The sequence below is a fragment of the Actinokineospora bangkokensis genome (genome assembly GCF_001940455.1).
GTDB lineage: Bacteria > Actinomycetota > Actinomycetes > Mycobacteriales > Pseudonocardiaceae > Actinokineospora > Actinokineospora bangkokensis.
Genome location: NZ_MKQR01000003.1, coordinates 1 through 13,562, shown reverse-complemented (window position 1 = coordinate 13,562; position 13,562 = coordinate 1). Strand labels below are relative to the sequence as shown.

Here is a 13,562-nt window from a genome sequence, read left to right as displayed (position 1 = left end):
GCCCTAGGGCCTGTCCTGGACCCGCTCAGACACCTCGACCCGCTCGACGCGGGCGACGGCCACCGGCCCGTACCCGGGGTGCCCGACGGCCACCCACGCGCCCGCGGCCAGCTCCCCCGACACCCACGCCGCGCCGGTGTCCCAGATCGTCCCCAGCAGCTCCACCGACGCGGCGGGCAGCCGCAGGCGCGCGTCGCCGCCGCCGTGCACGGTCGCCGCGGCCCTGGCCGTGCCGTCGGCGCGCGCCTTCCACGGCGCCAGGCTCAGCTCCACCCGCTGCCACCGCGCCCCGGCCACCAGCGCGGGCAGCCGCAGGTTCACCCGCAGATGCCACAGCGCGGGCGTGATCAGCAGGGCCACCAGGGTGAGCGCGCCCAACCCCACCAGCAGCGCCTTGCCCACCGCGTAGTCCACGCCCAGCGACATCACCCCGACGAACAGGTACCCCGCCAGCAGGAACCACGCCGCGAACAGCAGGTCGGCCCGCAGCTCCCGCGCCGCGCACACCTCGGGCGGGGCGAAGGCGGGCTCCGGCTTCGCCGCGGGGACGCGGTGCAGCGCCTTGGCGGGCAGGGCCTCGTGCGTGCCGTCGACGCGCAGGGCGGCCCACCCGGCCTCGTCCGGGCCCACGACCCACGCCCGACCGGTGCGCGCGAGGACGGCCCGGTGGGCGCGGGACAGGGCGGTCACCCGGACGGCGGTGCGCACGCCGTCCTCCTCGACCTGCACCACCGACGCCCACTGCCGGGTGCGCCCGCGCACCACCAGCGCGGGCAGGGCGCGCCAGGGCCGGTCGTGCACCAGCCGCGGCCCGCGCGCCGGGCGCAGCCAGCGCCCCCACAGGTGGTGCTTGGCCCACAGGGCGAAGACCAGCGACAGGGCGGCGGCGAAGTGGCCGATCACGTACTCGGAGACGCCGACCGCGGCGACCAGCAGCGCGCTGGTGAGGCAGAAGGCGAGCAGCACCGCCACCACCGCCAGGCCGGTGCTCTGGTCGGCGCGCAGCCGCAGGATGATCGCCGTGGTCGGGTCGGCCAGGGCCGGGCGGTCGGGGGCGGGGTCGCGCACGACCGGGGCGGTCGACTCCATCAGCGGGGCTCCCCAGGGTCAGGCCCGGGGCGCACACCCGGGTCGAGATCGGCCCATCGTCCCAGGCGCCGCCGGGGTCAGCGAGACCCGGGCACCCGCATGCCCTCCAGCACCCGGGTGATCGTCAGCGCCACCTCCGCGCCCGCCCGCTCGGGGTCCTCGGCACCGGCGATGATCGTCGCGCCGGTCGACAGCGCGCCGAAGAGCACCCTGGCCGTCACCTCCACCGGCAGCTCGTCGATCTCCCCCGCGGCGATCAGCGACTCCAGGGCGGTGCGCACCAGCCCGTAGCTGTAGTGCTCCTCGGCCTCGCGCCAGCGCTCCCAGCCCATCACCACCGGGCCCTCGTGGATGACGATGCGCTGGTAGGACGGCTCCAGGCAGACGCCGATGTAGCCGCGCAGGCCGTCCACGGCCCGCTCCCAGGCCGACCCGGGGCCGATGACGACCTGGCTGAGCCTGCCCACCACGGTGGTCTCCACGGCGTCGAAGGCGGCCTCGAACAGCGCCTGCTTGCCGGGGAAGTGGTGGTAGAGCGCACCCTTGGTGACCCTGGCGCGCTTGGCGATCGCGTCCAGGGAGGTCGCGGCGTAGCCGTGCTCGGTGAACAGCGCCACGGCCGAGTCGACCAGGGCGCCCCTGGTCGACTCGCTGTAGTCGACCCGCCTCGACTGCACTGTCGTCATCACCACACCGTACTTCAGGTTCGCGCCCCGTACCGGGGGTATGTCCGCTGCTAGGCTGGGATCATACCGCCGGTATGCCGCAAACCCACGGTACGGCGGAGGTCACGGGGAGGGACCGAGGGATGAGCTGGGACGACCACTACCGCAGACAGGCCGCGCTGGACGCGGTGCTCGCGCACGCCCGCCACGCACCGGGCGAGCCGATCCCCTTCGAGCAGGTGCCGGTCGCCCGCGCGGCGTTCCGCGACGCCGAGCAGGTGCTGCTGGCGCTGCACCACCGGTGGCTGCGCAGGCTGACCGGCCACGTGGGGGTGGCCGACGCCGAGGCGACCGCCGACCCCGCGCTGGACCGGGTCGACGCCGTGTCCGCGGCCTACCGCCGCGCGGCGCAGGCCTCGCCCGTGCTGCACCACCTGCTGGTGGCGCACGAGTCGGAGCTGCCCGCGCCGGTGCGCGAGGCCGAGCAGCGCCTGCTGGCGCACGCCTCGGGCCTGGCCGCCGAGGACGAGCCCGCCGACGAGGCCGCCCGGGTGGGCGCGGCCTACCTGGCGCTGCTGCGCGCCGACGAGCCCGAGGAGCAGCCGCGCCAGCGCGCCCGCCGCACCTCGCCGGTGGACCTGCTCCGCAGGCTGGTCGCCAGCGCCTGACCCGCCCCCGCGGCGGCTACCCTCGCGGGGGCGGTCCCGATCCACCCCGCCGGGGCGACGGGACCCGACCGAGGAGGCCGTGCGGTGAGCTGGGGCGAGAGCGACATCCCCGACCAGTCGGGGCGCACCGTCCTGGTCACCGGGGCCACCTCCGGCCTGGGGCTGCGGACCGCGCAGGTGCTCGCGGGCAAGGGGGCCCGCGTCCTGCTCGGCGTCCGCTCGCTCGACCGGGGCCGGGCCGCGCAGGCGGCGATCCCCGGCGACACCGAACTGGTCCACCTCGACCTGGCCGACCTCGCCTCCGTGCGCACCGCCGCGGCCGAGGTCCGCGAGCGCACCGGCGACGCGCTCGACGTGCTGGTCAACAACGCGGGCGTGATGGGCCCACCCCGGGGCACCACCGCCGACGGGTTCGAGCTCCAGATGGGCACCAACCACCTCGGGCACGCCGCGCTGACCTGGCTGCTCGTGCCCGCCCTGCGCGGGCGCGTGGTGACCCTGTCCAGCCTCGCCCACCGCAACCCCGGCTTCGACGTCGACGACCTGGGCTTCGACCGGCGCCCGTACAAGCCGATGGCCGCCTACAGCGCGTCCAAGACCGCCAACCTGCTGTTCGCCTTCGAGCTGCACCGGCGGCTGACCGCGGCGGGCTCGCCCGTGCTGAGCGTGGCCGCGCACCCGGGGATGACCGACACCGAGCTGGCCATCAGCTCGGTCAAGGCCCGCCTGGGCACCGGCCCGCTGAGCCGGGTGGCGCTGGCCGCCGCCCGCCTGGGCAACAAGGCGATCACCCAGTCCGTCGAGCGCGGCACGCTGCCCCAGCTGCGCGCGGCGACCGACCCGGGCGTGCGCGGCGGCGACTACCTGGGGCCGACCGGCCCGCTGGAGGTCTTCGGGGCCCCGGGCCGGGCCCGGCCGAGGTCTCTGGCGTCGAACCCGGACATCGCCCGGACGTTGTGGGTGCGAACAGCGGATCTCACCGGCGTTTCCCCGGACCCCGCGTGATGTCGCGGTGAGCCGGGCAGGCGTAGCCTGGGGGGCGTGACGGTAGCGCCTGAGGGTCGGAAGATGCTGCGCCTCGAAGTGCGCAACTCCCAGACCCCGATCGAGAAGAAGCCCTCCTGGATCAAGACCCGCGCCAAGATGGGCCCCGAGTACCGCGAGCTCAAGGGCCTGGTCAAGCGCGAGGGCCTGCACACCGTGTGCGAGGAGGCGGGCTGCCCCAACATCTTCGAGTGCTGGGAGGACCGCGAGGCCACCTTCCTCATCGGCGGTGAGCAGTGCACCCGCCGCTGCGACTTCTGCCAGATCGACACCGGCAAGCCCGCCGACCTCGACCGCGACGAGCCCCGCCGGGTCGCCGAGTCCGTGCAGGCCATGGGCCTGCGCTACTCCACCGTCACCGGCGTCGCCCGCGACGACCTGCCCGACGGCGGCGCCTGGCTCTACGCCGAGACGGTCCACCAGATCCACGCGCTCAACCCCGGCACCGGCGTCGAGCTGCTGATCCCGGACTTCAACGCCGTGCCCGAGCAGCTGGCCGAGGTCTTCGAGTCCCGCCCCGAGGTCCTGGCCCACAACCTCGAAACCGTCCCCCGGGTCTTCAAGCGCATCCGCCCGGCCTTCCGCTACGAGCGCTCGCTGGCGGTCATCACCGAGGCCCGCGAGTTCGGCCTGGTCACCAAGTCCAACCTCATCCTCGGCATGGGCGAGACCCCCGACGAGGTGGTCGCCGCCCTGCGCGACCTGCACGAGGCGGGCTGCGACATCATCACCATCACCCAGTACCTGCGCCCCTCGCTGCGCCACCACCCCATCGAGCGCTGGGTGAAGCCCGAGGAGTTCCTGGAGCACAAGCAGGCCGCCGAGGAGATCGGCTTCGCGGGCGTGATGGCCGGACCGCTGGTCCGCTCGTCCTACCGCGCGGGCCGCCTCTACGCGCAGGCCGTGGCCCACCGCGGCGAGGTCGTTCCGGAGAACCTCCGCCACCTGGCCGAGGCGGGCGAGGCCTCCCAGGAGATCGGCGCGCTGATGCAGCGCTGACCCGTCGCCACCGCACCGGCCCGGCTGGTCCCACCAGCCGGGCCGTGCCGTGTCCGGATGGGGTGACGCAGCGTGATCCAGGGGCGGGGTTACGTCTTCCAGGTGACGGCGATATACACATAGCGGGGAACCGGAACAATCCGGGCGCCCTCTGACGAGCGAGACCAACGCCGCCCTAGGGGGACCCGTGGCACTGATGACCGATGTCCTGGACTGGCTGCAAGCGCTGCCGCAGCCCGCGCTCGTGGCCGCCACCGGCGGCCTGGTGCTGGCCGAGTGCACCATCGGCCTGGGCTTCATCGCCCCCGGCGAGGCGGGCCTGCTGATCGGCTCCACCACGGCCAACACCCTGCCGAGGTTCCTCATCCTGTGGCTGGTGGTCACCATCTGCGCCACCAGCGGCGACTCCCTGGGCTACGCCATCGGCAAGCGCTTCGGCCCCCGCCTGCGCGAGACCAAGCTCATCCAGCGCTACGGCGCCGAGGGCTGGGACAAGACCACCGACCTGCTCCGCAGGCGCGGCGCCTGGGCGGTCTTCTTCGCCCGCTTCCTCCCCGTCGTCCGCACCCTCACCCCCGCCGCCGCGGGCACCTCCGGCCTCCCCTACCGCAAGTTCCTCCCCGCGGCCTTCGCCGGAGCGGCCTGCTGGTCCCTCCTGCACATCTCCATCGGCGCCGCCCTCGGCGAAGCCGCCAAGCGCCTGGAGAGCGCCATGAGCACCGGCGCCCTCGCCGTCCTCGCCGCGGTCGTGCTGGCGGTCGTGGCCGTGCACCTGGTCAAGAAGCGCCGCAAGAAGTCCGCCGCCCCGGTGCCGCAGCAGTCCGGCCAGGACGAAGACCTGGAGCCCGTGGCCTGAGGGCCAACCAGGAGCTACCCATTACCGGTGCTGTGTGGAGGACAGAGAGTGCGGTCGGCAGCGATACGCAGGCGTAGCTGATCGCGAACCTCCCGAGATGATCAATCGCGTGCGCACGGGACAGCACTCGACAGTGCGAGCGAACGGCGAGATCACGTCTAACCAACCCTCTATCTCTCGAATGCCGAGGTCAGACCGGGCGCCTCGAAGTCGTCGACAGCAGATAGGCTGCGCTGATGATGACCAAGGCCGCCAAGGCGTCAGATGCGGTCGCCGCGCTGCTGACCAAAGTAGAAGCGCGTCGTCAGCAAGCCGGCGGCTCGCTCAACGCCGACATGCAGCGCAAGCTGGGACAATTCTTCACTCCGAGCGGAGTTGCTGAGATCATCGCGGCCCAGCCACGGCTGGACGGCTGCGGTCCGTTGAAGATCCTTGACGCGGGGGCGGGGATCGGGGTCCTGACCGCCGCGCTCGTCGGTAGAATACTTGAAGAGCAACCGGGCCGATCAATTCAGATCACAGCTGTTGAAATCGACCGTGCTCTTCGAGCGCAATTGGAAGGAACGCTGAGCGACTGTCAACGGGTTGCTCGCGAACTCGGCACCGAACTCGAATACGAAGTCATCTTCCAGAACTTCATCCACTGGGGAATCGACCGAACAGGCAGCAGTCTGTACAGCGATGCGAGTTCGCCCCGATTCGACATCGTCATCCAGAACCCCCCGTACGGAAAAGTTGGGCGCGCTTCAGACACGAGAAGGCACCTTGCCCAAGTCGGGGTAGAGGTGCCAAATATGTACGCAGCATTCCTCGCGGTTGGCGCATGCCTCCTGGGAGACGCAGGCCAGCTCGTGGCCATCACGCCGCGCAGCTTTTGCAACGGCGCCTACTTCAAAGATTTCCGTCGCTTCCTCCTGTCGCGGATGTCCTTGGACAAGATCGCCGTTTTTCACGAGCGTGGCACACTTTTCTCCGACTCGTCGGTGTTGCAAGAGACGATTATCTTCAGCGGCACGTCGGGACGACTGCCCGACAAGACGACAATCACGACCTCCCGGGCACACCTCGACGGATTCCATGAGCGCGTCTTGCCGTATGAAGATTTGGTCCACCCCACCGATGCCGAAATGTTCATACGCATTCCCACCGATGCGGATGACGACAAGATCAGTCAAGTGATCACCACTCTGGATGCGACGCTGACAGACCTCGGGATTCAGGTTTCCACGGGTAAGGTTGTGGACTTTCGCGCGACAGAATTCATCCTCGATCCCCCTGCCGACGACGTCGTTCCACTTCTGTATCCGAGGCACCTGCGCGAAGGGCGAGTGGCCTGGCCCGTTGCAAAACCGCGCAAACCCGACGGAATCAAGAACATTCCTCAAACCAGGAAGCTGCTTCTTCCGCCAGGGACCTACGTTGCAGTGAAGCGCCTCAGCGCCAAGGAGGAGGTTCGCCGGGTGGTGGCATCCGTCTATCGACCCTGCGACGTGACAACAGGGCCAGTAGCTTTCGAGAATCACTTGAACGTTTTTCATTCCGACAATCGCGGATTGAAAGAAGATCTAGCAGTCGGCCTTGCAATCTGGCTGAATTCATCTGTGCTGGACTTGTACTTCAGACAATTCAGTGGGCACACCCAGGTGAATGCTACCGACCTGCGCACCATGCGCTACCCGGCAGCCGATCTTCTTGCTAGCCTTGGTCGAGCTGTTGATGTTGCGCGCTGGCCCGAACAGGCCGAACTCGATGAACTCATCGAAAAGCACATCCTCGGTACGATTGACGCAACTTCCGACAGGGTCGAGGGGACTGAAGACGTGAACGCTCTGGTTGGCGAAGCACGCCATTTGCTCAGCACACTGAACTTCGACTCAGAACGAAGCAACGAGCGATCAGCGCTTGTGCTTCTCGCGTTGGCAAACCTGAATCCTTCGCAACATTGGCGCGATGCGTCCAACCCGCAACTTCGCACCGTCGAAATCATGGACTTCTTGCGTAACCACCACGGTCGAGATTACAAGCCCAATACTCGTGAAACCATCCGACGGCAGACATTGCACCAATTCGTTGAAGCCGGACTGGTTGCCTTGAACCCAGATCAACCGGATCGGCCGATCAACTCACCGAAAACATGTTATCAGGTCACAGATCGCGCACTCGAAGTGCTCAAGGAATTCGGCACAACCAACTTTGACGCAGCATTGCACCGCTATTTGAGCGACCTCCCCGGGTTGCAGAGCAAGTACGCAGCGGAACGCGAAGTGAACCGAATTCCCGTACTACTGCCCGGAGGGATCAAGATTGACATCAGCCCGGGCGGTCAGAATATGCTGATAAAGCAGATGATCAAAGACTTTTGCGCTATCTTCGCACCGCATGGGAATATTCTTTACATCGGCGACGCCGACAGCAAGTGGAAGCACTTTGACCAGCAAGGCTTGAGTAGTCTTGGCATTCATGTGGACAAACACGGAAAGATGCCTGACCTCATCGTTCACATGCCCGACAGGAACTGGCTGATTTTGCTCGAAGCGGCGAGCAGCCATGGTCCCGTGGACGCGAAGCGGCACAGTGAGCTCAACACGCTTTTCGCGGGAAGTACGGCCGGGTTGGTCTTTGTATCTTGTTTTCCAGACCGAGTCACCATGCGGAAGCACCTCGCCAACATCTCGTGGGAGACCGAGGTCTGGTGCGCCGACGCACCTACCCACATGATCCATTTCAATGGCGAACGATTCCTAGGCCCTTACGATTCCAAGTAGGATCGGAAACTCGCCCCACACATTTTGATCGGCAAACCATTTCGCAAATCGCTGAAGCGTCACACTTGATCACCTGAGCTTTCACACTCACGCCAGCAGGCCCCGGAACCAACTTGACGACGAGCATCTTCAAGCACATGGCCAGAAGTCTGGACTGCCATGAGTGCGCGAGAAGCCGCAGCTTTGCACATTGACGCTGTGGGCGCAGCAGGGTTCGAACCTGCGACCGCTCGGGTGTAAGCCGAGTGCTCTTCCGCTGAGCTATGCGCCCCCCGCCGCTACAGGGCGGCGATGGCCTGCTTCCAGGCCTGCTGGTCGCGGGCCTCGCCCGGGCCGTTGACCTCGGCGAAGCGGAGGGTGCCGGTCTTGTCGACGAGGAAGGTGCCGCGGGTGGCGAAGCCCGCCTGCTCGAAGAAGCAGCCGTAGGCCTTGGCGACCTCGCCGTGCGGCCAGAAGTCCGAGAGCAGGCGGAAGGTGTAGCCCTGCTGGTCGGCCCAGGCGCGCAGGGCGTAGGGGGTGTCGACGGAGACGCCGAGGACCTCGACGTCGTTGTCGGTGTAGGCGGCGAACTCGTCGCGGACCTGGCAGAGCTCGCCCTGGCAGATGCCGCTGAAGGCGAACGGGTAGAAGACCAGGAGCACGTTCTTCTCGCCGCGGAACGACGACAGCGAGACCGGCTGGTTGTCGAAGTCCTTGAGGGTGAACTCCGGTGCCTGCTGACCGACCTCGACCGCCATGGCAACCTCCCGCACGGGGCGCCGCCGGACCGGCTCCGGGGCGCGCGCGACCAGCGTAGGCCACCCGGGCGGGCGCCCGGGTGGCGGACGGTCAGCGGCGGACCTTGGCCGACTTCGGCGAGACCAGCCGGGTGCCCGACCAGTCCGGGGCCACCGAGACGCTGGAGGTCTGGGCCAGGCCCGCGGTGGACGAGGCCTCGGCGATGTCGCTGGCCTCGACGTGGCCCTCGCGGCCGGTCTTGGGGGTGAGCACCCAGATGACGCCGTTGTCGTCGAGCGGGGTGAGGGCGTCGACCAGGGCGTCGGTCAGGTCGCCGTCGTCCTCGCGCCACCACAGCAGCACGACGTCGATGACCTCGTCGGCGTCCTCGTCGAGCAGGTCGGCCCCGATGCGCTCCTCGACGGCGGCGCGCAGGTCGTCGTCGACGTCCTCGTCCCAGCCGATCTCCTGGACGACCTGGTCGGTCTCGATCCCCAACTTGTCGGCGATGCCGGGGGTCCCGGCATCTCCCGCGGCCACCACGGTGTCGCTCCTCCATCTGCCCGTCGCGGCGGCGCAACCAGGGCGCCCGCCGCGTTCTGCCTGTTCGTTGGGCAACAGCGAACACTGGCAGTGCCCACCTGCGCAACCGTCACGTGCCCGACACGCCGTAATCCGTGACCGTCCTGAGCCCTGCGACCGGGCGATCGCAGGGCTACCGACCAGTAAGGATGACGGCGGGTTCGATTCAGACGAACATGGCAGAGTGAGACGCGCGCACACACGCGCGCGCGTTGCAAACCCGCCCACTACCCAGGCTGGAGCTCCACCGTGGCCACCCACAACGACAGGTCAGGCGCCCCCGAGCGGGTCCGCGTCATCCGCGACGGCCTCGCCGCGCACCTCCCCGACATCGATCCGGAGGAGACCGCGGAGTGGCTGGAGTCGTTCGACGCCGCGCTGGAGGAGGGCGGGCAGCAGCGCGCCAGGTACCTGATGCTGCGCCTGCTGGAGCGCGCGCGGGAGAGCCACGTCGGCGTCCCGTCGCTGACCAGCACCGACTACGTCAACACCATCCCCACCGAGCGCGAACCGTGGTTCCCCGGTGACGAGGAGGTCGAGCGCCGCTACCGCGCGTGGGTGCGGTGGAACGCGGCGATGACCGTGCACCGCGCGCAGCGCCCCGGCGTGGGCGTCGGCGGTCACATCTCCACCTACGCCTCCTCCGCGGCGCTCTACGAGGTCGGCTTCAACTGGTTCTTCCGCGGCAAGGACCACCCCGGCGGCGGCGACCAGATCTACGTGCAGGGCCACGCCTCCCCGGGCATCTACGCCCGCGCGTTCCTGGAGGGGCGGCTGTCCACCGACCAGCTCGACGGGTTCCGCCAGGAGCTCTCCCACGCGGGCCCCGGCGGCGGCCTGCCCTCCTACCCGCACCCGCGGCTGATGCCGGACTTCTGGGAGTTCCCGACCGTCTCGATGGGCCTGGGCCCGATGAACGCGATCTACCAGGCGCGGTTCAACCGCTACCTGCACGACCGCGGCATCAAGGACACCGCCGACCAGAACGTGTGGGCCTTCCTCGGCGACGGCGAGATGGACGAGCCGGAGTCGCGCGGGCTGATCCACGTGGCGGCCAACGAGGGCCTGGACAACCTGACCTTCGTCATCAACTGCAACCTGCAGCGCCTCGACGGCCCGGTGCGCGGCAACGGCAAGATCATCCAGGAGCTGGAGTCGTACTTCCGCGGCGCGGGCTGGAACGTCATCAAGGTCATCTGGGGCCGGGAGTGGGACGCGCTGCTGCACGCCGACCGCGACGGCGCCCTGGTCAACCTGATGAACCAGACCCCCGACGGCGACTACCAGACCTACAAGGCCAACGACGGCGCGTTCGTCCGCGAGCACTTCTTCGGCCGCGACCCGCGCACCAAGGCCCTGGTCGACCCGATGAGCGACCAGGACATCTGGAACCTCAAGCGCGGCGGCCACGACTACCGCAAGGTCTACGCGGCCTACCAGGCGGCGACCGCGCACAAGGGCCAGCCGACGGTGATCCTGGCCAAGACGATCAAGGGCTACAACCTCGGCCCGCACTTCGAGGCGCGCAACGCCACGCACCAGATGAAGAAGATGACCCTGGACGACCTCAAGGCGTTCCGGGACACCCTGCGCATCCCGATCGCGGACGCGGAGCTGGAGAAGGACCCGTACCTGCCGCCCTACTACCACCCGGGGCAGGACGACGAGGCCATCCAGTACCTGCAGGAGCGCCGCCGCCAGCTGGGCGGGTACCTGCCCGAGCGGCGCGGCAAGGCCAAGGCGCTGGTGCTGCCCGGCGACAAGGTCTACGACGTGATCCGGCGCGGCTCCGGCAAGCAGGAGGTCGCCACCACCATGGCGTTCGTCCGGCTGGTGCGCGACCTGGCCAAGGACAAGGAGCTCGGCCCGCGGCTGGTGCCGATCATCCCGGACGAGGCGCGCACGTTCGGCATGGACTCGATGTTCCCGACGCAGAAGATCTACAACCCGAACGGGCAGCTCTACACCTCGGTCGACGCGTCGCTGATGCTCAGCTACAAGGAGTCCGAGCAGGGCCAGATCCTGCACGAGGGCATCAACGAGGCGGGCTCCACCGCGTCGTTCACCGCGGCGGGCACCTCCTACGCCACGCACGGCGAGCCGATGATCCCGATCTACATCTTCTACTCGATGTTCGGGTTCCAGCGCACCGGCGACGGGCTGTGGGCCGCGGCCGACCAGATGGCGCGCGGGTTCATCCTCGGCGCCACCGCGGGCCGCACCACGCTGACCGGCGAGGGCCTGCAGCACAACGACGGGCACTCGCTGCTGCTGGCGGCGACCAACCCGGCCGTGGTGGCCTACGACCCGGCGTGGTCGTTCGAGATCGCCCACATCGTCAAGGACGGGCTGCGCCGGATGTACGGCGAGCAGGCCGAGGACGTCTTCTACTACCTCACGGTCTACAACGAGCCCTACCAGCAGCCCGCCGAGCCGCAGGACCTCGACGTGGAGGGGCTGCTGCGCGGCCTCTACCGCTACCGCGCGGCCGCGTCGCAGACCGGGCTCAAGGCGCAGGTGCTGGTCTCGGGCGTGGCGATGCCCAACGCCCTCAAGGCCCAGGAGCTGCTGGCCGCGGACTGGAACGTCAACGCCGACGTGTGGTCGGCGACGTCCTGGTCGGAGCTGCGCCGCGAGGCCGTGGAGGTCGACCGGCACAACCTGCTGCACCCGCAGGCCGAGCCCCGGGTGCCGTACGTGACCAGCGCGCTCAAGGGCCACCAGGGCCCGGTGCTGGCGGTGTCGGACTGGATGAGCGCGGTGCCGGACCTGATCCGCCCGTGGGTGCCCACCGACATGACCACCCTGGGCACCGACGGCTTCGGGTTCTCCGACACCCGCCCGGCCGCGCGCAGGCACTTCCTGGTCGACGCCGAGTCCATCGCCGTCGGCGTGCTGGCCGCCCTCGCCCGCCGCGGCGAGGTCGACCGGTCGCTGGTGGCCGAGGCCGCCCGCCGCTACAAGATCGACGACGTGATGGCGGCAGGCCCCCAGGTTGGCGACCCCGGCGTCGCGTAGCAGCAGGTCACGAGCGCGGAAGGGCCGGGCGGGGACTCCCCCACCCGGCCCTTCCGGTGTCCCGGCTCAGGCGTGGACGGCGCTCGTGGCCCCCGCGCTCTGCTGCTTGGCCGACCGGTGCCAGCTGACCCACCCGTAGACCACCAGCCCGGCGAACACGGTGTAGATGAGCGCGCTGAAGTACAGCCCGCTGCCCAGCTGGAGCGGGACGCCGATCGCGTCCACCAGCAGCCACACGATCCAGAACTCCACCAGCCCGTAGGCCTGCAACCCGAACGCCAGCACCGTCCCGATGAAGATCGCCGCGTCCGGCCACGGCGCCCACGAGGCGTCCAGCGCGTCCAGGACCAGCGCGAACACCACCGTCCCCGCCACGAACGCCACCCCCGTCGCCAGCAGCTCCCACCCGCTGGCCCGCCGCACCGCCACCCCGAACACCGGGTCCCGCCGCCGCGCCCAGGCCCACCACCCGTACAGCGCGATCACCCCCACCGCCAGCTGCCGCACGGCCAACCCACCCAGGTGCGCGGACAGGTACACCGCGAACAGCAGCACCACCGACACCAACTGCACCGGCCACGTCCACAACGTCCGCCGCTGCGCCAGGAACACCACCGCCAGGGCGAACACCTGCCCGATGAGCTCAGCCCACCCGATGTGCTGCCCGAACACGGTCACCCCTTGGTCCACCAGGACGTGCATCGAGGCCCCCTTTCCCTTGTCCTAGCAAACCCTGCACCGCAACTCGTTTGTTCCACCCCCGGTGTGACGCGCGACCCAGCCCCCCGCCGTCGCACGTTCGAGGGAACTACGCCGTTCCACGTAGCCCCGATACACCCGAGGGGTCCATAGTGGAACCACCGGTGGGGACCGGGGAGAAGGCCCGCCCAGCATCGAGCGCACCGACATGCTGGGCGGGCCGTTCCGGCCTCCACCCTGTTCGCGCTTCGCGCTCCCGGGGGCCGGAACGTCATTTCACCCGGGGGGCGACCCCCCGGACCCCCACGGTGCGGTACCTCGCCCTGGCGAGCGGCGCGGGTTGGGGGAATCTGGCTCGCCTTCGGCTTCGGATCTCTGGGCTCGCCTTCGGCATCGGGTGGGGTGGGCTTGCCTGCGGCATCGGGTGGGGTGGGGTGGGCTTGCCTGCGGCATCGGGTGG

The 13,562-nt window shown here is 69.4% G+C and carries 11 protein-coding genes and 1 tRNA gene; 6 read left to right on the top strand and 6 right to left on the bottom strand.

Annotated elements, in window-relative coordinates; translation table 11 throughout:
* Positions 1–3: 3 nt before the first annotated feature.
* Both BJP25_RS01630 and BJP25_RS01625 read right to left on the bottom strand, forming a co-directional pair.
* Entirely contained in the window at positions 4–1,089 is a 1,086-nt protein-coding gene (locus BJP25_RS01630) for a hypothetical protein (protein ID WP_075972968.1), read from the bottom strand.
* A 77-nt stretch (positions 1,090–1,166) separates the two neighbouring features.
* A complete protein-coding gene (locus BJP25_RS01625; RefSeq protein ID WP_075972967.1) occupies positions 1,167–1,766 on the bottom strand; it encodes a TetR/AcrR family transcriptional regulator in 600 nt (199 codons plus the stop codon).
* A gap of 131 nt (positions 1,767–1,897) precedes the next feature.
* Between BJP25_RS01625 and BJP25_RS01620 the strand changes: the two genes are divergently transcribed.
* The 5 genes from BJP25_RS01620 (at position 1,898) to BJP25_RS01600 (ending at position 8,086) form a co-directional block, all read left to right on the top strand.
* Positions 1,898–2,422: a hypothetical protein gene (locus BJP25_RS01620; RefSeq protein ID WP_075972966.1), complete on the top strand. Its 525-nt coding sequence runs from the start codon at positions 1,898–1,900 to the stop codon at positions 2,420–2,422.
* A gap of 84 nt (positions 2,423–2,506) precedes the next feature.
* A complete protein-coding gene (locus BJP25_RS01615; RefSeq protein ID WP_075972965.1) occupies positions 2,507–3,427 on the top strand; it encodes an oxidoreductase in 921 nt (306 codons plus the stop codon).
* A gap of 36 nt (positions 3,428–3,463) precedes the next feature.
* Positions 3,464–4,465 carry a lipoyl synthase gene (gene lipA, locus BJP25_RS01610; protein WP_075972964.1) on the top strand — a complete coding sequence of 334 codons (1,002 nt, stop codon included), beginning with the start codon at positions 3,464–3,466 and terminating at the stop codon, positions 4,463–4,465.
* A 187-nt stretch (positions 4,466–4,652) separates the two neighbouring features.
* Positions 4,653–5,321, top strand: coding sequence for a DedA family protein (locus BJP25_RS01605; RefSeq protein WP_075972963.1), 669 nt, complete (start codon positions 4,653–4,655; stop codon positions 5,319–5,321).
* Between the two features lie 236 nt (positions 5,322–5,557).
* Positions 5,558–8,086, top strand: a complete 2,529-nt coding sequence (locus BJP25_RS01600) for a BsuBI/PstI family type II restriction endonuclease (protein ID WP_198943308.1) — start codon at positions 5,558–5,560, stop codon at positions 8,084–8,086.
* Between the two features lie 199 nt (positions 8,087–8,285).
* Here the strand turns inward: BJP25_RS01600 and BJP25_RS01595 are convergent.
* From BJP25_RS01595 to BJP25_RS01585, 3 genes are all read right to left on the bottom strand, one after another.
* A tRNA-Val gene (locus tag BJP25_RS01595) sits at positions 8,286–8,357 on the bottom strand.
* A gap of 7 nt (positions 8,358–8,364) precedes the next feature.
* Positions 8,365–8,823 carry a peroxiredoxin gene (locus tag BJP25_RS01590; protein WP_075972962.1) on the bottom strand — a complete coding sequence of 153 codons (459 nt, stop codon included), beginning with the start codon at positions 8,821–8,823 and terminating at the stop codon, positions 8,365–8,367.
* A gap of 91 nt (positions 8,824–8,914) precedes the next feature.
* The gene (locus tag BJP25_RS01585; protein WP_075972961.1) at positions 8,915–9,346 is read right to left on the bottom strand and encodes a DUF3052 domain-containing protein; all 432 of its coding nucleotides are present in this window, start codon (positions 9,344–9,346) and stop codon (positions 8,915–8,917) included.
* A 288-nt stretch (positions 9,347–9,634) separates the two neighbouring features.
* Here BJP25_RS01585 and aceE point away from each other — a divergent pair, with 288 nt between their 5' ends.
* Positions 9,635–12,403: a pyruvate dehydrogenase (acetyl-transferring), homodimeric type gene (gene aceE, locus BJP25_RS01580; RefSeq protein ID WP_075972960.1), complete on the top strand. Its 2,769-nt coding sequence runs from the start codon at positions 9,635–9,637 to the stop codon at positions 12,401–12,403.
* 66 nt (positions 12,404–12,469) lie between these two features.
* Here the strand turns inward: aceE and pnuC are convergent, their stop codons facing one another.
* On the bottom strand, positions 12,470–13,105 hold the full coding sequence (pnuC, locus tag BJP25_RS01575) for a nicotinamide riboside transporter PnuC (protein WP_075972959.1): 636 nt from the start codon (positions 13,103–13,105) through the stop codon (positions 12,470–12,472).
* Positions 13,106–13,562 lie beyond the last annotated feature (457 nt).

What these genes read in the sequence shown, in the direction of transcription:
- BJP25_RS01600 (WP_198943308.1), top strand. Translation starts at nt 5,558, where the DNA reads ATGATGACCAAGGCCGCCAAGGCGTCAGATGCGGTCGCCGCGCTGCTG.
- BJP25_RS01620 (WP_075972966.1), top strand. Translation starts at nt 1,898, where the DNA reads ATGAGCTGGGACGACCACTACCGCAGACAGGCCGCGCTGGACGCGGTG.
- BJP25_RS01630 (WP_075972968.1), bottom strand. Translation starts at nt 1,089, where the DNA reads ATGGAGTCGACCGCCCCGGTCGTGCGCGACCCCGCCCCCGACCGCCCG.
- pnuC (WP_075972959.1), bottom strand. Translation starts at nt 13,105, where the DNA reads ATGCACGTCCTGGTGGACCAAGGGGTGACCGTGTTCGGGCAGCACATC.
- BJP25_RS01590 (WP_075972962.1), bottom strand. Translation starts at nt 8,823, where the DNA reads ATGGCGGTCGAGGTCGGTCAGCAGGCACCGGAGTTCACCCTCAAGGAC.